Raw genomic sequence first — 17951 nt, forward strand, 5'->3', positions numbered from 1 at the left:
ATCTATATCTGTCTTTGCTCGGAGTAAAATGGCGGTCAACACACCTTTAAAATCGGGTAGATTGTATGGCTTTTGAAGATAAGTTTAGGCTAAGTTGCCACGCTGTTATATTACGAGAAGGCCCTCATGAGGCTGAAGTCTTATTGCTAAAGGCAACGTATGGAGCACTGTCATGGGGCTTGCCTGGTGGGGCGTTAGAGCCCGCAGAGACAATTCATCAAGCGCTTATTCGAGAATGTCATGAGGAGCTAGGGTTCACCGTCAACATTAGTTGTTTGACGGGGGTTTATTATCACAGTGCCTATAATTCCCAAGCTTTTCTGTTTAAATGTGAGATGAATGAATTTGATGAAATAAAATTGAGTGATGAACATTCAGAATATGAATTCATGCCCATCTCTTCGCTTTCTGCAGTACAGAGAACGAGAGTAGTTGATTGCATAGAATTTAACGGAATAGTGATTAGCCGTAAGTTTTAATGGGTTTATCTTCTACTCTTTCGATATGGGGTTTAAACTCAATTTGAGCACTCCTTTTATAATGTTCGCCTATCTTCAGTAAATCATCAAACACCACGGGCTTACTGATTAAAAATCCTTGAGCATAATCGCACATCATAAAGCTCAACTCGTCGAGTTGTTCTTGAGTTTCTACACCTTCGGCAATCACTCTGATCCCAAGCGCGTGCGCCATCTCAATAGTCGCAATAATTAACTCTTTGCTAGTGTCATCAGTGTTCATATCTTTGATAAAGCTACGATCAATTTTGAGGATTTGGAATGGATACGTACGCAGATAGCTGAGTGAAGAGTAGCCAGTACCAAAATCATCCATAGAGATACAAAAACCGGCTTTGCTTAGTGCCATTAATGCATCAAGGGTATAAGCATGACCACTTAACAACACCCCTTCAGTGATCTCCAGCTCTAAGTCTTCAGGGCGCATACCTAGCTGGTTTACACTATCAGTAATGATCTGCACCAAGTTTGGATTTCTAAACTGTCTGGGTGACAGATTAATCGCGATCCTGAAATGGTCATTAAAGGTTTTCTGCCATGTTTGCGCTGCCCTCAAGGCGCGATGAAGAATAAACTCTCCCATCGGTTCTATGACCCCCGTTTGTTCGGCAATCGGGATGAATTCGGCGGGAGATACGCTGCCCAGAACCGGGTTGTCCCATCTGAGTAAGGCCTCTGCACCCATGATGCTGCCGTCTCTGATGTCGAGCTGAATTTGGTAATGAACCTGCAGTTCTCCTCGTTCTAGTGCACCGTGGATCTGCTCCTCAATGGCTAATCGACGAGAAACCTCTTTGTTCATCGCATGAGTGAAGTATGAATATGTATTACGACCAATACTCTTGGTATGGTACATCGCAGAATCTGCATTTCTGAGCAGCTCTGATGGCGTTTCGCCATCATTTGGGTAGATAGCAATGCCGATACTGGCAGTCAGAATAAGTTGACGATTAGCGATATAGAAAGGCTTTCGAAAGCCGCCAATCAGATTTTCGGCTAGAGGCTGAGCGTCATCTGCACTGGATAGCCCATCGAGTAAAATAATGAATTCGTCTCCACCTAAACGGCCAACGGTATCTTCTTTTCGTGTTGCTTTCGTCAATCGTTCGGCGGCAGTAATAAGTAATTGATCGCCCGCCTCATGGCCTAATGAATCATTAATTTTTTTGAAATCATCTAAATCAAGAAAAATAACTGCTAGCATCTTTCCGCTGTGTTCCGTTGATTCTACCAATTGCTCTAAACGTCTAAGGGCGAGGAATCGGTTGGGCAGGTCGGTTAACGCGTCATAATGTGCTTGATGGCGAATTAAGGCTTCGGCTTCTAGGCGTTCACTATTGTCATGGAAGGAGATGACCGCACCCATCTTGTCGTTGTTAAACGTCATTGGGTGAGACCAGTATTCGACGGGAAAGCTACTGCCATCGGCTCGCCAAAAGTGGTCTTCTTTTAGGTGGATATCACGATTCTCTTGTTCTGAAATTGAACTCATTATTACTCGCTCATCATCAGGGTTTTGATGAACTAGGCTGCGCATATTGCAGGCTATTAACTGCTCTTCACTGCGATAACCCAGTAGCTTTACGCATTGAGGATTGGCAAATATACAACGACCATTCTCATCGACGCCATAAATAGCCGCAGCGGCTGAATTTAAAATGGCAGAGAGAAGATAATTTTTACTGAGTATGGATTTTTGATTTTCTTCTGCTAGTGCGGAACTCTCTTGTAAGCGGCTAAACATGTGGTTGAGTTCGGCTTCTAACTCTCCTAATTCGCCACGTTCACCCATCTTATTTCGAGTATTCAGATCCCCATTTGACCAACGTTGCACACAACGAGTCAGATGGCGTATTCGTGGAGTGATTGCCGATAACTGAAATAGACTCACGCTGAGTATTGAGATGTTAGCGAGGCTGAATAGCGTCACCGTAAATAAAAGAGTCTGATCTTGTGTTGGCCTAGTGAGAAAGATAAGAACAGCCAAACAGAGTGACATTACGGTGGTGACCAATAAGGCTACCTGCCAAGGTTTTAGTGTGTTTTGTTTCATTGTTAGCATACGCACTTCCTAACTTGAGTTGTAAAAACGGCATTTTGCTTGAAAGATAATCAAGGAGAATGCTGGAGTTTTACCGCCGCTTTTTTAAGAGCTGCTGAATATTGAGGAAATCAACGCGATCACCAAACCAACCTAAAATGCCTTGGAGGGGAGGCTTTTGGGGGGAGGGAGTTAATAAAGTATTTTGAATATCACCAAGCACAACTAAACACCGAATTAAGTGAGTCAGCATGAGCGTGAGGGAAGTATTATTAGCGTTAGCTGCAGAGGTCATTTTAGTCCTTTAAAATATAAGAAATCAGTCCGTGATCACTTGTCTTACTCGGTTAAGTATAGGATCGAATTAGTGAAACAGGAAATAAGCAATTGTTCAATGAAATATCTATATGAAAAACAAGTGTTTTTTACTAGTAAATTTACATTAGTTCGCTAGAATATTGTCTATGATTTGAACATAAGCTATTTAACTGGAGTTGAGCTGAATATGAGTATTGAAAGAATTGAAACCGGTAGTCGCATGAGCCGAATTGTTAAGCATAACGGTACTATTTATCTATGTGGTCAGGTCTGTAAGGATGCTGAGCAAGGGATCACGGAGCAAACCAGCTCAATGTTAGATAAAGTGGATGCATTGTTAGCGCAAGCGGGTAGTGACAAAGAACATATCTTGTCAGCGACCATTTACGTTAAAGACATGCAGTACTTTGCCGAAATGAATGCGGTTTGGGATGCTTGGGTGCCGGCAGGCCAAGCGCCAGCTCGCGCTTGTGTCGCCGCTAAAATGGCACGCGAAGCCTTATTGGTGGAAATATCGATAGTGGCTGCTGAAAGGGCCTAATATCAATTGCATTAAAAGTTTGATCATTCAGCGGGAATTCAAAGCCCTGTAGGTAAGATGGGGGATTGAAGCTAATAGTTATTCTCGGCTCTGGCATCCTCGGTAATTGCTCCATGCATGACTCTCGATAATTGCTCCTACATTATTCTACCTTCGTCCATCCGTGGACTCGTACCTCCTGAATCTGACCGCCAAGGAGGGTGGGAATGTCTTATGTTGTATGAAACAAAATAGACCATTTAGTCGTATATCCAAAGCCCACAACGAAGCTTAAAGGGCTTTGCCATTTGCTTTAAACGTCGGCCGCACTACGTGAGCTACTCAGACTTTCCACTTCTGCTTTGCATTGGCTCAAAAGGGAATAACCATTTCTTCACTAATGCGCCTTGAATTGAAAAGTCTGAGGCGCTCTGAATGGGTCAAATACTTAATGCAATTGGTATAATACTCCCGCGTTGAGATGACCAGGATTAAGTCTGGTTTTATTTACCATCTCGATGACACGTCTAAGCTTTCACTCGTTAATGGGATCGAGGTTCTGTTATACTGCCAGCTTGATTTTTTGGAGGCAATAATGGACGTATCTTCTTTACTCGACGGCCTAAATGACAAGCAGCGTGATGCCGTAGGCGCTCCGCAATCCAGTATGTTAGTTTTGGCTGGCGCCGGTAGCGGTAAAACTCGTGTGTTAACACACAGAATCGCTTGGTTAATGCAGGTTGAACAGCAAAGCCCTTATGCAATTTTAGCGGTGACCTTTACCAACAAGGCAGCCAAGGAGATGCGTGAACGAGTAGAAAAAGTGGCTGGTGGTAATATGAGCCGCATGTGGATTGGTACATTCCACGGGTTAGCCCATCGCCTACTGCGTACACATTATAAAGACGCCAATTTACCGCAGAGTTTCCAAATTTTAGATTCTGACGATCAACTGCGGCTAATCAAACGTATTCTAAAAAGTCTTCACTTGGATGAGAAACAATATCCCCCAAGACAAGCTCAAGGTTATATCAACGGCAAAAAAGATCTGGGACTAAGGCCGGCCCACATCGATGCGGGCGGCTTTCCGATAGAGCAAAACCTACTTAAAATTTATCAGGTTTATCAAGATTCTTGCGATCGTGCTGGTTTGGTAGATTTTGCTGAGATCTTATTACGAGCTCACGAGCTTTGGCTTAACAAACCGCATATTCTTGACCACTATCAAGACCGATTCAAACATATTTTGGTGGATGAGTTTCAAGATACTAACGCCATTCAATATGCATGGATCCGGGTACTCGCGGGGTCAACCGCAAATGTGATGATAGTGGGTGATGATGACCAATCCATTTATGGTTGGCGTGGTGCTCAAGTTGAGAATTTGCATAAGTTTTTAGGCGATTTCCCAGCAGCACAAACTATTCGTCTAGAGCAGAACTATCGCTCTACCGGTAATATCCTTAAAGCGTCCAATGAGCTTATTGCTAACAACCCCGATCGTATGGGTAAAAAGCTGTGGACTGACGATAAAGACGGTGAGCCAATAGGGCTTTATTGTGCCTTTAATGAAATGGACGAAGCGCGGTTTATTGTTGGCCGTATTAGCGACTGGCAAGATGAAGGGGGCAAGTTAGAAGATTGCGCTATTTTATACCGCTCTAACGCCCAATCCCGTGTTCTTGAGGAAGCGTTACTGCATAAAGGGGTCGCTTACCGTATTTATGGCGGCCTACGATTCTTCGATCGCCAAGAGATTAAAGACGCTATGGGGTATCTGCGCCTCATCAATAATAAAAATGATGATGCTGCATTTGAGCGAGTGGTTAACACGCCTGCCCGCGGTATCGGTGGTCGAACATTAGAGATCATGCGCACCACCGCTCGCCAGCAAGAGCTCACCTTGTGGGACACTTGTATGCGCTTACTTGAGGAGAAAGTGCTCAGTGGCCGGGCTGCAAATGCAGTGCGTGGCTTTATGGATTTGATTGTGGCTTTGAGAATCGACACTGAAGATTTGTCATTACACCGACGCACAGATCATGTGATCAAAGAGTCTGGCCTTAAGTTGATGTATGAAACTGAAAAAGGCGAAAAAGCCAGAGCTCGAGTAGAGAACTTAGAGGAGTTAGTGACTGCAGCGCGTAGCTTTGTGATGCCAGAAGAGCTCGAAGATATGGGCGAGCTTAATGCCTTTTTATCTCACGCGGCGCTTGAAGCGGGTGAAGGGCAAGCTGATGAGTTTACCGATGCAGTGCAGTTAATGACATTGCATTCTGCCAAAGGTCTTGAATTCCCAATGGTGTTTATGTCGGGTGTGGAAGAGGGCTTGTTCCCTAGCCAAATGGCGATTGATGAAGGGGATCGACTCGATGAAGAGCGACGCCTCTGTTATGTGGGCATGACCCGTGCAATGCAAAAGCTCTATATTACCTATGCCGAGTCTCGTCGTATTTATGGTCGAGAAAGCTTTGCTAGGCCGTCTCGATTTGTTAAAGAGATCCCTGAGCAATATGTACAAGAGATCCGCATGCGCACACAAGTGTCTGCGCCAGCGATCAGTACTCGCTTTAGTAAGCAAGATGATTCGTTTAACGAGTCAGGGTTTAAAATTGGACAAAACGTCAGTCATCCTAAATTTGGCGCCGGCACGGTGACTAACTACGAAGGTAGCGGTGCTCAAGCTCGAATTCAGGTTAACTTTTTAGACGTTGGCAGTAAGTGGTTAGTGATCGCTTATGCACGCTTAGAAAAAGTGTAATAACGCTATTCCCACTGGATCCTGAATCTTCAGGTAGGATGGGTATGAATTAAAGGCTGAAGACGTTTTAGGAGAGCCTAATAAAATGAATTTTAGGGATAAATTGGATGTCTACATGCGGCTCAGTCGCTTAGATCGTCCTATTGGCACCTTGCTGCTATTGTGGCCCTGCTTAATGGCATTGATGCTTGCTGCAGGCGGGATGCCAGACATAAAAGTTTTGGTTATTTTTGTCATAGGTGTTGTTGTGATGCGCGCTTGTGGTTGTGTGATAAACGATTACGCTGACAGAAACCTCGATGCTCACGTGGAACGGACTCAGTCTCGACCATTAGCAAGTGGCGAGATCAGCAGTAAAGAAGCACTTTTATTGTTTCTGGCGATGGCACTTTTTGCATTTGGCTTGGTGTTGTTATTAAATCCGCTGGTGGTCAAACTTTCTGTCGTCGGTATTATTCTTACCATTCTTTACCCCTTTACCAAACGCTACACCAATATGCCACAGATGTTTTTGGGCACCGTGTGGAGTTGGTCTATTCCGATGGCTTATGCTGCACAAACTGGCACTGTGCCCGTTGAAGCATGGTGGCTATTTGCGGCCAATTGGTGTTGGACGGTAGCCTACGACACCATGTATGCCATGGTTGATCGTGATGACGACTTAAAAGTGGGCATTAAATCGACGGCCATTTTATTCGGACAATATGATCGACAGATCATTGCTGCCTTTCAGGTCGCTGCACTCATCTGCTTTATTATCGCCGGTGTTATCGCCGCTCGAGGTGAAATTTTTAGCTTAGGTATTTTGGCGTTTATTGGTTTTGGGCTTTATCAGCAAAAATTGATTTATGGCCGAGAACGAGCTGCTTGCTTCAAGGCATTTTTAAATAATAACTGGGCTGGACTGACACTTTTTGTCGCACTGGGATTAGATTATTTAGTGTTATAAGTCCACAACGGTTACTCGTGTTGGGTAGCGATACCATCATCAAAATAAACGTCTTCTAATGGAGGCGTTTTTTTATATGCGGCTTTTGTCTTCCTTACAATACATTTCTAAGTAAATGCCATTAGATGGTCACTATTCCTGTCTATACTTACCGATAGTCGATGAACTCTTTAGGACTGATTAGGGTCGTCATAAGTGTTTTTTCAGGATAAAGGCCTATGAAATTGGCTACATCGACGTAATCGTAACAAGCAAAGGGAGTTGTTTGTATGGAGGATAGGTTATGTCATATTGGGTAACGACATTCGATGCTAGCCAGTGGGCTGATTACGAGTTGGCATTACTGATGGTGGCCATTTCAATTTTAGTCATCTGGCTATCGGTATGTTTATTTAAACCTCAGGGGGCTATACGGTGGATTTTTGCGGTCTTGAGCTGCGTAGTGATCAGTGGCTTATGCCTAACCAGTCGCGTGGATGCCTTGCAGTTAAGTTTGTTATTGAACAAAGGCCAAAATATTGAAGTTCTCGATGGCAGCTACCATTATGGACGCTATCATTTTCCGCACAATTCCGCTTATGGCGTCGACTTTAGAGAGATTCATATTGGCGAACGTATACTGAAACTTTACCACTCTGGCTATCTGCAGCATACGCGTTGCTATCGCAATTTTTATAACACTAATGAGTTTGGTGACCAGGCGAAATTACGTTTGTACATACATTGGTATGAACATGATTTTATATATAAAAATGATTTAATTACATTAAAAACACCCTGCATTTTAAGGATTGAAGCGCTTGATGTGGAGGCTGTTTAAAGCCTCTACTTAGAACTCACACCATTTTTTAGATTAAAGAGCCAATAGATCCCCTGTATTGCGCTGGTAGGAAATGCGGTTTCATGGCTGGCGTCGTTGATGATAAGTAGCTTGCTAGTTATCGTCTTGTTTGGCACTTTATTGCTGCTTCTATTCACACTTATGAGGCTATTAGTCCTGTCGAGCAGGGCCTTAAACTGCTGCGCATCACCGACCATGTCAAAATTTGAAAAGCCTCCGTTACCATTATGCTCAAGCTCACCAATGCCAATAAAGACATTAGCCTTAATCTTGCTTAATGCTTCTTGTCGCTGTTGGGTAAGCTTAAAAATCATCTGCTTATGCCACCAAAATGATGGACTACCTAATACGTAGTTGCTAAACATTTCTGGCTGCTCTAGCAGTATATAGGCACCCAATAGCCCACCTAAAGAGTTACCGACATAAGTGCGTTGGCTCGGTTCTGTCCTAAAGTGTTGTTGTATATAAGGCAGTACTTTTTGCTGCAGAAAGGCGACATAGCGATCAGCGCCTCCCGTCTGTTTTTTCCAGCTCTTATCAACGGAAGGGGTGTAATTTCGAACTCGGCTTTTATCACCGCGAAGGCCCTTTTGCCACGATACACCAACTAAAATGGCCTGCTGCATCGCATTTGAGTTCATTGGATATCGCGTTGCACCAGAGATTATCTGAAAAGCATACATGGCATCGGTAATATAGATCACTGGGTAGTGGCTGTGTTGATTCGCGTCTGAGTTGTAGCCTTTTGGCAATTTAATAAAGAGGTCGTAGGCCCTATCTGCATCATCGAGCTGAATCGTTTGAGTACGAGGAATGTTAAAGGGGCTGGCGTCAGTTTGCTGCGCAGCAATAGCGTTGTGACTGTTGGCGATGCAAATAATGACTCCAATGGCACTGAGTACATATCGTGAAAACCATGAAGGGAATAATAAAAATGCCGAAGAGAGAAAAGAGGTTAAAGTGCGAGACATAAATTTCATCCTGGAAAGTAGGTAACTAAATACCTTGTATACGTTGGATAATCAGGTCAGTCAGCATACGCTGAGGCTTAACTATTTAATAGTGACTTAGGTTTAACATTAGCTTTCAATTAATCCGGTTGGTGGAAGGTCATTGCACTATTAAACTCTGAGTTTTACTTGTAGGCTATCATGTTGATTAATTGTAACGAGGAGCCCGTATGCGTCGCAGTGTTAAGTTAAGGCTGAGTTTTTTGCTAACCGCAATCGCTAGCTACGTTTTGGGGTTTAACCTTTTACCCGAGTCGCTGATCAATGACACAGAGATAGCCATATTGGGTGTTATTGCCGCCGTATATTTTGTGCTGCTGCCGATTCTATATTGGGTTTGGATCATTAAGGCAGGTAAGCAAAAAGCGTGGAAACTACTGCTTATCTTCAGTCTTAGTGGCTTAATGGCACGATTGAGTTTTCCTGCTGAAGTGGCCAGCTATTTCGAATTTATCATGTGGTTTAGGTACCCGATTATTGCGGTGTTGTTGCTGATAGAACTCTACTTAATGGCCAGTATCGCTAAGGGATTATGGCAAGCCCGCAATATGAAGGGAGATCCTAGAGTGCATATCGTTGATAAGTATCAAGATGAGGACGACAAGAAGCGCTCGTTAGCACTGGTATTAGCATCAGAGCCGGCAAGTTGGTATTACGCTATTCCTTGGTTTAGTCGTCAGCATGTCTCTAGTGATAACGCCATTGAGCTATTATCTGGCAAGACTTGGATGTGGTTGTTGATGTTGCTGGGAACATTGGCGATGTCGACAGTCTGCTTCATGTTGTTAAGCCTATGGAGTGAATTAGTGGCGATCATCGTCACCAGTATTATTGCTTATAGTGTGGTGTTTGTGACCGCTAACTATAGAGTATCAAAGCATTACTCATTATATGTTCAGCAAGATAAGTTAGTGATCAATAATAGTATGTGGGGCTTTTTAACCGTCAACATTGCCGAGATAGCAGAGCTGGAAGTTGGAACGTGGGACAAGAGCAGTGCGTTGAACAATAATGGCTCAGCAGAAGAGTTACTGTGTTTTGGTCGAGGTGTAAATGCCAATATAAAGCTTCAATTTAGCCAGCCACAGACATACTTTGGTGCACTTGGGCAATTACCTGAAAAAATTGAACAGCTGTACTTAGTCGTAAGCGATCCCGAAGCTTTAGCGCAACAGTTACGGATGAAGGAGAGTGAGCAACAACAGGTGTTGACTGCTGCGGTTTAGCACAACATCGACTAGGTAGCAGCTTGAGATCCTGCCGACCTAGTCACTAAATTAAAGATTTTGATAAAGAGGCTATGTCGATAGAAGACTAGTTTTTTACAAGTGCTTCTAAGTCCGCGGGGCGATAGTAAACCGATTTTAACACCTTGCCTTGGCGGACAATTTTACCCGCCATATCGACGTCTTTGGCGCACTTAGCGATAATGAAATTGCCTTTGGTACTGCCAACGATCTCTACACCTTGCTTAGCGTAAAAAGCGATAGTCTCTGTCAGCTCTTGCTCATTGCGACAGACTTTACTCATGTTGCTTGAATGTACTTCATCCCAACAAGTGATAAAGTCGATTTCACGGTTCTTAGCAACATGTAAAAGCAGGTCAATCACGTAGCTTATTTCAACATGGTCAGATATTTTTTTAGCGCCTAAGTGCACTAGACGCCCCATCAATACATAGACTGAATCGACAATAGCGTCGGCTTGTTCAACGCGGCTATCAGCTTCAGCAAGTTCAGTTAACTCTTCAATTGCCAGCGAAGTGTGCAACGTATCGGCTTTATCATCTAGCGTTGATTCATCTTCAATAGGTAGATCAAATGTGGCACGGAATTGGTGAATATCACCATAAAGATGATCGTAGAGAGGCTGGTCTAAAGCAGATAGTTTCATAAGTAATACCCTTGGCACTAATATTAAAAAATTGCCGTCATAGTAAAGAAATGGACCTGAAAATGAAAGGTTGGTAGTGCTGTTGAACGTACTCAAGCGCATTTTGTTATGTTAGCAGCTTGGATTTACGGGTTAACCCCCACTGCCTGAAAACAAAAATGCCATGATGGTACTTAAAATACCCACTTCAACATCTCTATTGCTTGTCTGTTGGTCATTAATATTGTGCGCCTCTTGATCTTCTCTAGCCTCGCGAGCATTGTCCGCACCACTGATAAAAGGCTCGGCAACGGATTGAGTTTGTTGCACGCTGCAGGCAGTTAATGACGACATGAGCAACATAAGAATAATAAACAGGCTTGAAGGTTTAATGTTTATCATCACTTTAGACCTCTACTTCTAGGTGGCAAAGGATTAGAGGATTAAGCTTATGGATGAGTGTTTGCACGGGGTCTGCACTGATATCCAATGCTTGCCAGCCGTCGGTACTCATTATGTCTAGGGCCGTGATACGAACTGACTGCTTACCTGTATCGCTCGACTTGCTTGTCGATACTTCCCCAGAGATCTTGAAAATGCCTTCGGCAGCGGTAATACGACTAATTTTAAACACTTCCATATGCTGACTCGTCTGTGGCATTAAGCGGAACATCACCATAAAACAATACTAGCGGTAATAAAAGTATTGTTGAACGCGCTCCGTTAAACTATCTATCGTTATCTCTTTACATCGATTTTAAAGTGGCATGACAAGTTTTATTTTTAAGCAGAAAAAAGCCCTTTTGATAATCATCAAAAGGGCAGCGCGATAATTTAGCTTTGCGCTAGAGTATAGCGAGGATATCTACTTAGCGTTTTGCGTATTTACTGATGAGTTTCTCTAGGTAGGGTTGGACATCTTTATCACTCCAGTCGAGGTAGCCACGCAGAAATCCAATAAGGTTACCAGAACCGTCAAATACATAAGTGGCCGGTACAACATCGGCTGGCATGACGTTATCGATGTTCATTTCAGGGTCAAGCCATGTGTGATAGTAACCAAGATCATGACGTGCTAAAAAAGCGGCGACCTTATCGCTTTCTTCATCAATAGAAACCGGCAGTACAACTAAATTGTTATTGATATTTGCCTGTTTAATGGCTTCCATTTGTGGGATCTCCTTTAAGCAGGGAGCGCACCATGTCGCCCATAGACTCATCAGTATCACTTTGCCGTCGAACTGCTTTAAATTAATGGAGCCGCCTTCGGTATCGACAAAACTAACATTAGGGACTTGTCTTGCTGAACTCATCTCTATAAAGCGTGACATGATCATCGGCTTTTCTATCGGCTGCCCCGTGTTGTAAACTTTTTGAGTGGGGAGTGATGCGTGTGCTGGAACAACTAGCGTAAAACTAAGTGCTGCGACAGCTAAGAAAGACGCTATCAACTGCTTAGCATTACAGAGTGGGCGAATAATAAAATTAGTCATGGGGGGAGTCCTGCGTAAGTTTTTGAGGCTTCAATGTTGGCTGCACGAAGAAAAATAGGCCTATTATGGCGAGTAGAACCAAAATTATTGGTATAAACCAGAGTATAAAAGTATGACTGCTAAGTGTTGGCATGTAGCGGATCTTTTCGCCGTAGCGTAGTACCATAAAATCAATAATGGCGGCTTTAGATTGCCCTTCGTCCAACATCAAAAATATCTGTCCTTTAAGCTCACTGGCTATTTTGCTTTGTGAATCAAATAAATTTTGATTCACCGCCATCGGACAGCGTAATTCGCGGGCGATTTGAAAGCCAATGTCCCTTTTTTGTTCATGAGTATAATGTGTCGGTGCTAGAGTATCTTGGGCCGTAGCTGTGACACAAAACAGCAGTAATAATAAAATCAGTACAATAGATAGTACGTTTTGTGTGAGCAGCTTAAAACGGAGTGCGCCATTCATAATGCCATTATGCCAATTCATTGGAGTGCCCCCGGTACTTTAGTGTTAGCGAAGGTATCGGCGCAACGCTCTTGCTTGTCGCCAAGACAATGACAAGCCCGCTAAGCATCATGAATAATGCGCCCAACCATATCCAGCTTACTAACGGTTTGTAACTGATCCTGATGAGGTATTCATTGTCATTGAGCCCGCGCTTATTCGTCAGTTTTTGCCCCATAGAAATATATAAGTCACCTAAGAAGCCGCTATGTATTCCTGCCGCTGACATCTCCATGCCATTGGTTTTAAATGTTTGCCTTTGCGGATAGAGGTAAGTCACAAACTGGTTTTGGTTATCCAGCACTCTTATTTGAGCTTGAATGGCGGTGTAGCTGTTACGTTCAACGGCTTGTGTCTCATCATAAATAAAGCTGTAGCCAGCCAGAGTCTTACCTTGACCAGGCCCCATACGGAGTAGCTCTTCGGACTCAAAGTTAGACACTAACGTCACCCCTAGAATTGATATAGCGACGCCAAGATGAGCAAAACACATCGCGTAAAAGCGCAATGATGAAGAGTCTTTTCCAGTGCCTAACTCATCGTCTTTAAAAGCAATTCTCTGAACTAATGCAAGCCCTGTAGCGCTTATAATCCATAGAGAGGAGAACAAACCGAGTAGAAGCCAAAAACTAAATGTGTCTCTAGTTACCAAGGTGATAATTAGTGCCATTAACATACACACAGCCGCTAATATTAGAGGTGGTCGCATCTTGGCGCTATGCTGCCAGTTTTGCAGTGGTGCCAAGCCCATCAGTAAAAATATAAGCGCAGCAATTGGGATAAAAATACTGTTGAAATAGGGGGCACCTACAGAGATAGTTTGTCCGGATATAACCTCGAAAATGAGGGGGTAGCAAGTTCCCAGTAGCACCGAAATAGCAGCAATGACCAGTAACATATTACCGAATAGTATTAGACCTTCTTTAGACAGTAGTGAAAATGTCATTGGCGCAGCCTTTATTGACGTTCGCTGAGCAAACAATGCCATCGCAGAGCCAGAAAATACAATGAGTAGTATCAGTATTGATACGCCACGGGTGGGATCTGACGCAAAGGCATGCACCGATTGGACCACCCCAGAACGTACTAAGAAGCTTCCGAGTAGGCTTAAAGAAAAGGCCATAATGGCCAAGAAAATACTACAAGAACCTAATATGCCTCGTTTCGCAGTGAGTAATATGGAGTGAACCATTGCAGTTGAAACTAACCACGGGATAAACGAGGCATTCTCTACAGGGTCCCAAAACCACCAACCACCCCAGCCAAGTTCGTTATAGGCCCACCATGAGCCAAATGCATTACCTCCGGTTAAAAAGACCCAAGCCAAAATGGCCCATGGTTGAAGGTAGCGAGCATATTGTTGGCTTAACCCACCAGATAGCAATGCAGCAACGGCACCAGCGAAACAGATAGTTAGCCCAACGTAGCCGAGAAAAAGTAGTGGAGGATGAATTACCAGCCCAATGTCTTGCAGAATGGGGTTGAGATCTCTGCCTTCAATTGGGATACCGGGTAATAGTCGCGTGAAGGGGCTAGAGGTAAACAGTAGAAAAAGACAAAACCCTAATATGAGTAATGCGGCGACTGCTACAAGCTTTTGATGGAAATATTGATCAGTGGCTGGAGCACGATTAATGATAAAAGTTGCCCAAATTGCAATGGCGACGACCCAAAACAACATTGAGCCTTCATGGGAGCCCCACACCGCAGCGACTTTATATAAGGTGGCTAACTGTGTATTCGAGTTATTAGCAACGTAGGCGACAGAAAAATCATTAACTAAGAAGCAATAAGCCAGAGATAGTATTGACGATATCAGCGTTAAACACATCAGTGTTGTTAATGGTTTTGTATAGCTGAGTAAATATTCACTGTTTAGCTTAATACCCATAATCGTTATAAATGATAATATAAACGATAAAGTAGAAGATACAATAAGCAATGTTAAACCTATCTCCGGAATCATGACTTTTCCTATGTTTATAATTAATTCAGAGCAATCAATACAAGAATATTATATCGGTTTTACGATACTTTGGAATTTGAGTTAGGTACTGACGTTACCTATGGCTAATTGTTTCTCACTGTATTTAAAAACAATCTGCGTTTCTTTTTATAAGACTAATTCAGAATGTAGTTTAATAATGGGATGAAGTTCAAAGTCTAATTGGCAATATCCAATTGCTATTATTTTTAATATATAAATGTTGTTTTTGAACTATTTTTAGATCTAAAAATCATAAGTTTTACATCTTAATAATCAATGTAATAAAATCGTATGTATCTGTTAATAAAGAAGTATTTAATTTTTATATTTAATCATAACTAACGCGTTTGTTTATGTGCTCTAGCGCATGTTTTTCCTCGGGTCAATCAGGAGAATAGCGGTTGCTCAGTTGTTTAAGTCGTTCGGTGAACGGTTAGGTTTTGTAAAAAACATTTTAATGTAGGTATAGATGTCGACTGCGATAAATAACTAAACGGTGATGTTATTTCTTCTTTCGATAAATCCAAATTCTAATGTGATGCGTTAAAGATAAGATGAGAGTTTAAAAATAAACTGATAATAAGTAGGAGTGAATGATGAGACGATGGAAGCACAAGGTAGCATTAAGCATGCTGTTTTGTTTTGGTGCCATTGCTAATGTTAATGCCAGTGGTGGTAAATACAACAGCGTACCTGAAATGGGTAAAACAGCTAAAGAAGCTATTGCCAATTACAAAGGTACTGAACGTATTAATGGCGTGAAAACGCTACAAGATTATATTGTTCAAGAAGAAGAATTATTCGATTTCTTGTTCGAAAATCATCCTCTATTTAAATATCAAGAGTCAGGTAACTTAGTGGGTGATTACCACATCAGTGATCGTGGCGAAGAGTATTTAGATACTGGACACAGCCCTGATTACAGCTCAATTGATGGTAAGCCTCGTGCTGTACAGTACCGTTTAGGTGCGAAATCTATTTTGGATTATCCAAACAATTTTGTTGGTCCAGAAAAGTGCGCTGAGTGTCATGCTACTCAATATGAGAAGTGGCAGCGTTCGCGTCATGCCCAATCAGTTCGTTTTCCTGGTGAACACCCAGAAGTGGATAACGATCTGAAAAAACCAATGTATGGCACTAAAGACACCTCTATCTTGGCTGACGGTATTACCCCTGACATGATCTACGCCACTATTGGTACTCCTCGTACTAAATACGGTTACATTGATGCTTGGTTAGTCCGTGGTACTTACCATATCGAAGGCGGTTTGCTGCGCGACGGTACCGGTAAAATGGTTGCTGGTGCTAACCAGTTTTCACGTGGGTGGGCTGAGTGGCTTACCGATGATATGGCTAAAAAAATTAATGCTGTTATTCCTGAATTCCCGACAACGTTAGAAGAGTTTGGTGGTTCAGGATCGCATCAGAAAGGCATGAGCTCATACGGTGCTAAATACCGTAAAGAGATGTTGTTCCAACCTGCAAGTTCATATTGTGAAATTTGTCACTCTTTCAAATTTGATTTCCAAAATCAACAAGAGTTCTTCGATGCCTTAGGTGATCCTAAGAAACTACAAGAACATACCATCAGTAAGGGTATTGCTTGTGAAGAGTGTCATGGCGCTGGCGGTCATTTAGATGGTGGTACGGGTGGCATGCAGTCTAACTGTGAACGTTGTCATCAACGCTTCCAGTACAACCCTGCACTTATGGACACACCGGAAGCACAAGAGAAAGGTGAGTATGCCTTTGGTGTGAAGATGAAGTCTCTTTGTCCATCTTGTGGTACTGAAGGTTCACAAATGTATGGCTCTGCGCATTATGAGAAAGGCATGCGCTGTACTACTTGTCACGATCCACATGAAGTGACTGACGGCACTTGGATGTCTGGCATCACCAAGCCAAAGCTAAAGAAAGACTGTAAGGATTGCCACGAAGCACAAACTTTGATTGCTGAAAATACAGATACTCATAGCAAGCAAACATGTCAAAGCTGTCATATGCCAAATATGGGTAGCTGTGAAAACTTCAAAGCAATGCAGTTCCCTGACCAAGCGGGCTTCGACGCGGTTCGTAAGTCTCACATGTGGAAAATTGATGTTAACCCAACACGTAAAACTTTGAACCCACCTGAAGGCGAGCCTCGTACTCAAGGGCCAAAAGCTGGCAAAGGTTGGACGGTTGCTAAGAACGAAGAAGGTCGCTCATATCTCGATTTGATGTGGTCTTGCGCTCGTACCTCAATTTCTGACCACGATGTGGTAGATAACAAAGGTTGTCACAGCCAGTTCCAATCAGAGCTTGAAACCGGTCTGCATTATGAAGACCAGATGGAGATCTATGGCGAAGTCATGAAGATGCAGACTCCCGTCAAAGAGGTTCACGCCAAAGTTGAGCAAGCACTCGAGCGAATCGATCAGCTACTCGAAGTCACCAAGCTATCAACCGAAGATAAGACACAAGTGCTTATGTTGGCTGAAAAAGCGAAAGAAACTGTTGATCTGATTAAGAAAGATGGTTCTTGGGGTGTACATGGTTTCCGTTATAGCCAGAAACGTCTAGATGCAGCGCTGACTTATGTCACTCAAGCGCAAAACATCCTTGACGGAACAGGTTACGCTGCGAAGTAAGCAGCTTAATCGTTAACTATCTCGGCACCCGAATAAGTCATAAACGGTGTCGAGATATAAGAGGGAAGATTATGAAAAGAGTACTTGGTCAAATGCTAGTAACACTGACTTTACTCCTTAGTTCGGCAAGCTGTATAGCGGGTGGTGGCTCAGAGATGGCCTTAGCTCCGCATTACGAGCACCAACTCAATACCATCACCATGATGGAAGTGGATGGCTTAGTGGGTAAAGAGGGCGTTTACTTTTTTGATGTCAACACGTTGGAGCTGTGGGCTGAGGGATTTATACCAGGTGCTATTTACTTCAATGTTAAAGATTGGAAAACGCTTCTACCCGCAAAAAAAGACACCCAGATGGTGTTCTATTGTGCGAATAGGCTTTGCAATGCGAGTGAAATTGCCGCCAGAGCAGCAATGAAGTTGGGCTACACCGATGTTAGACAAATGCCAGAAGGGATTTATGGCTGGCGCTTATCAAACCGGGTGACTGAAAAACCATAATAGATCAATCCA

At 43.1% G+C, this 17951-nt stretch carries 17 protein-coding genes; 8 read left to right on the plus strand and 9 right to left on the minus strand.

Going from position 1 to position 17951, the window contains the following annotated elements:
* Nucleotides 1–65 precede the first annotated feature (65 nt).
* Entirely contained in the window at nucleotides 66–479 is a 414-nt protein-coding gene (locus CXF86_RS12760) for an NUDIX hydrolase (protein WP_102039152.1), read from the plus strand.
* Here the strand turns inward: CXF86_RS12760 and CXF86_RS12765 are convergent.
* Nucleotides 463–2580: a putative bifunctional diguanylate cyclase/phosphodiesterase gene (locus CXF86_RS12765; RefSeq protein WP_257985343.1), complete on the minus strand. Its 2118-nt coding sequence runs from the start codon at nucleotides 2578–2580 to the stop codon at nucleotides 463–465. The genes CXF86_RS12760 and CXF86_RS12765 overlap by 17 nt on opposite strands.
* A 70-nt stretch (nucleotides 2581–2650) precedes the next feature.
* On the minus strand, nucleotides 2651–2854 hold the full coding sequence (locus CXF86_RS12770) for a hypothetical protein (RefSeq protein WP_101090330.1): 204 nt from the start codon (nucleotides 2852–2854) through the stop codon (nucleotides 2651–2653).
* A 210-nt stretch (nucleotides 2855–3064) separates the two neighbouring features.
* Here CXF86_RS12770 and CXF86_RS12775 point away from each other — a divergent pair, with 210 nt between their 5' ends.
* From CXF86_RS12775 to CXF86_RS12790, 4 genes are all read left to right on the plus strand, one after another.
* A complete protein-coding gene (locus tag CXF86_RS12775; RefSeq protein ID WP_101090329.1) occupies nucleotides 3065–3418 on the plus strand; it encodes a RidA family protein in 354 nt (117 codons plus the stop codon).
* A gap of 574 nt (nucleotides 3419–3992) precedes the next feature.
* Nucleotides 3993–6158, plus strand: coding sequence for a DNA helicase II (gene uvrD / locus CXF86_RS12780; protein ID WP_101090328.1), 2166 nt, complete (start codon nucleotides 3993–3995; stop codon nucleotides 6156–6158).
* 85 nt (nucleotides 6159–6243) lie between these two features.
* Nucleotides 6244–7107, plus strand: a complete 864-nt coding sequence (ubiA, locus tag CXF86_RS12785) for a 4-hydroxybenzoate octaprenyltransferase (protein WP_101090327.1) — start codon at nucleotides 6244–6246, stop codon at nucleotides 7105–7107.
* Nucleotides 7108–7390: 283 nt separating this feature from the next.
* Nucleotides 7391–7927 (plus strand): hypothetical protein, encoded by a 537-nt coding sequence (locus tag CXF86_RS12790; RefSeq protein ID WP_101090326.1) that lies wholly within the window; start codon nucleotides 7391–7393, stop codon nucleotides 7925–7927.
* Nucleotides 7928–7932: 5 nt separating this feature from the next.
* Here CXF86_RS12790 and CXF86_RS12795 read toward each other — a convergent pair whose 3' ends face one another.
* Nucleotides 7933–8919, minus strand: a complete 987-nt coding sequence (locus CXF86_RS12795) for an alpha/beta hydrolase (RefSeq protein ID WP_102039153.1) — start codon at nucleotides 8917–8919, stop codon at nucleotides 7933–7935.
* Between the two features lie 209 nt (nucleotides 8920–9128).
* Between CXF86_RS12795 and CXF86_RS12800 the strand changes: the two genes are divergently transcribed.
* Nucleotides 9129–10184 (plus strand): hypothetical protein, encoded by a 1056-nt coding sequence (locus CXF86_RS12800; RefSeq protein ID WP_102039154.1) that lies wholly within the window; start codon nucleotides 9129–9131, stop codon nucleotides 10182–10184.
* A gap of 88 nt (nucleotides 10185–10272) precedes the next feature.
* On the opposite strand, the gene CXF86_RS12805 is transcribed toward CXF86_RS12800, so the two are convergent.
* The 6 genes from CXF86_RS12805 to CXF86_RS12830 form a co-directional block, all read right to left on the minus strand.
* On the minus strand, nucleotides 10273–10851 hold the full coding sequence (locus tag CXF86_RS12805) for a nucleoside triphosphate pyrophosphohydrolase family protein (protein ID WP_101090323.1): 579 nt from the start codon (nucleotides 10849–10851) through the stop codon (nucleotides 10273–10275).
* 132 nt (nucleotides 10852–10983) lie between these two features.
* Nucleotides 10984–11232: a hypothetical protein gene (locus CXF86_RS12810; RefSeq protein ID WP_145992387.1), complete on the minus strand. Its 249-nt coding sequence runs from the start codon at nucleotides 11230–11232 to the stop codon at nucleotides 10984–10986.
* Between the two features lie 4 nt (nucleotides 11233–11236).
* Nucleotides 11237–11470 carry a hypothetical protein gene (locus CXF86_RS12815; RefSeq protein WP_145991691.1) on the minus strand — a complete coding sequence of 78 codons (234 nt, stop codon included), beginning with the start codon at nucleotides 11468–11470 and terminating at the stop codon, nucleotides 11237–11239.
* A gap of 229 nt (nucleotides 11471–11699) precedes the next feature.
* A complete protein-coding gene (locus tag CXF86_RS12820; RefSeq protein ID WP_102039155.1) occupies nucleotides 11700–12323 on the minus strand; it encodes a TlpA family protein disulfide reductase in 624 nt (207 codons plus the stop codon).
* Nucleotides 12316–12804, minus strand: a complete 489-nt coding sequence (locus tag CXF86_RS12825; protein WP_257982788.1) for a cytochrome c-type biogenesis protein — start codon at nucleotides 12802–12804, stop codon at nucleotides 12316–12318. Before CXF86_RS12825 ends, CXF86_RS12820 begins: the two co-directional genes overlap by 8 nt.
* Nucleotides 12791–14788, minus strand: a complete 1998-nt coding sequence (locus tag CXF86_RS12830) for a heme lyase CcmF/NrfE family subunit (RefSeq protein WP_101090319.1) — start codon at nucleotides 14786–14788, stop codon at nucleotides 12791–12793. Before CXF86_RS12830 ends, CXF86_RS12825 begins: the two co-directional genes overlap by 14 nt.
* Before the next feature lie 617 nt (nucleotides 14789–15405).
* Between CXF86_RS12830 and CXF86_RS12835 the strand changes: the two genes are divergently transcribed.
* Complete coding sequence (locus CXF86_RS12835; protein ID WP_101090318.1) at nucleotides 15406–17439, plus strand: cytochrome c3 family protein; 2034 nt, start codon at nucleotides 15406–15408, stop codon at nucleotides 17437–17439.
* A gap of 71 nt (nucleotides 17440–17510) precedes the next feature.
* Nucleotides 17511–17939, plus strand: coding sequence for a rhodanese-like domain-containing protein (locus CXF86_RS12840; protein WP_102039156.1), 429 nt, complete (start codon nucleotides 17511–17513; stop codon nucleotides 17937–17939).
* The last annotated feature ends 12 nt before the right edge of the window (nucleotides 17940–17951 follow it).

Source organism: Shewanella sp. GutCb, from assembly GCF_002836135.1.
GTDB lineage: Bacteria > Pseudomonadota > Gammaproteobacteria > Enterobacterales > Shewanellaceae > Shewanella.

Excerpts from the sequence above, each read along its gene's own strand:
- CXF86_RS12840 (WP_102039156.1), top strand. The coding sequence starts at position 17,511 with ATGAAAAGAGTACTTGGTCAAATGCTAGTAACACTGACTTTACTCCTT.
- CXF86_RS12805 (WP_101090323.1), bottom strand. The coding sequence starts at position 10,851 with ATGAAACTATCTGCTTTAGACCAGCCTCTCTACGATCATCTTTATGGT.
- CXF86_RS12790 (WP_101090326.1), top strand. The coding sequence starts at position 7,391 with ATGTCATATTGGGTAACGACATTCGATGCTAGCCAGTGGGCTGATTAC.
- ubiA (WP_101090327.1), top strand. The coding sequence starts at position 6,244 with ATGAATTTTAGGGATAAATTGGATGTCTACATGCGGCTCAGTCGCTTA.
- CXF86_RS12810 (WP_145992387.1), bottom strand. The coding sequence starts at position 11,232 with ATGATAAACATTAAACCTTCAAGCCTGTTTATTATTCTTATGTTGCTC.
- CXF86_RS12770 (WP_101090330.1), bottom strand. The coding sequence starts at position 2,854 with ATGACCTCTGCAGCTAACGCTAATAATACTTCCCTCACGCTCATGCTG.
- uvrD (WP_101090328.1), top strand. The coding sequence starts at position 3,993 with ATGGACGTATCTTCTTTACTCGACGGCCTAAATGACAAGCAGCGTGAT.
- CXF86_RS12835 (WP_101090318.1), top strand. The coding sequence starts at position 15,406 with ATGAGACGATGGAAGCACAAGGTAGCATTAAGCATGCTGTTTTGTTTT.
- CXF86_RS12800 (WP_102039154.1), top strand. The coding sequence starts at position 9,129 with ATGCGTCGCAGTGTTAAGTTAAGGCTGAGTTTTTTGCTAACCGCAATC.
- CXF86_RS12765 (WP_257985343.1), bottom strand. The coding sequence starts at position 2,580 with ATGCTAACAATGAAACAAAACACACTAAAACCTTGGCAGGTAGCCTTA.
- CXF86_RS12795 (WP_102039153.1), bottom strand. The coding sequence starts at position 8,919 with ATGTCTCGCACTTTAACCTCTTTTCTCTCTTCGGCATTTTTATTATTC.
- CXF86_RS12775 (WP_101090329.1), top strand. The coding sequence starts at position 3,065 with ATGAGTATTGAAAGAATTGAAACCGGTAGTCGCATGAGCCGAATTGTT.
- CXF86_RS12825 (WP_257982788.1), bottom strand. The coding sequence starts at position 12,804 with ATGAATTGGCATAATGGCATTATGAATGGCGCACTCCGTTTTAAGCTG.
- CXF86_RS12830 (WP_101090319.1), bottom strand. The coding sequence starts at position 14,788 with ATGATTCCGGAGATAGGTTTAACATTGCTTATTGTATCTTCTACTTTA.
- CXF86_RS12760 (WP_102039152.1), top strand. The coding sequence starts at position 66 with ATGGCTTTTGAAGATAAGTTTAGGCTAAGTTGCCACGCTGTTATATTA.
- CXF86_RS12815 (WP_145991691.1), bottom strand. The coding sequence starts at position 11,470 with ATGGAAGTGTTTAAAATTAGTCGTATTACCGCTGCCGAAGGCATTTTC.
- CXF86_RS12820 (WP_102039155.1), bottom strand. The coding sequence starts at position 12,323 with ATGACTAATTTTATTATTCGCCCACTCTGTAATGCTAAGCAGTTGATA.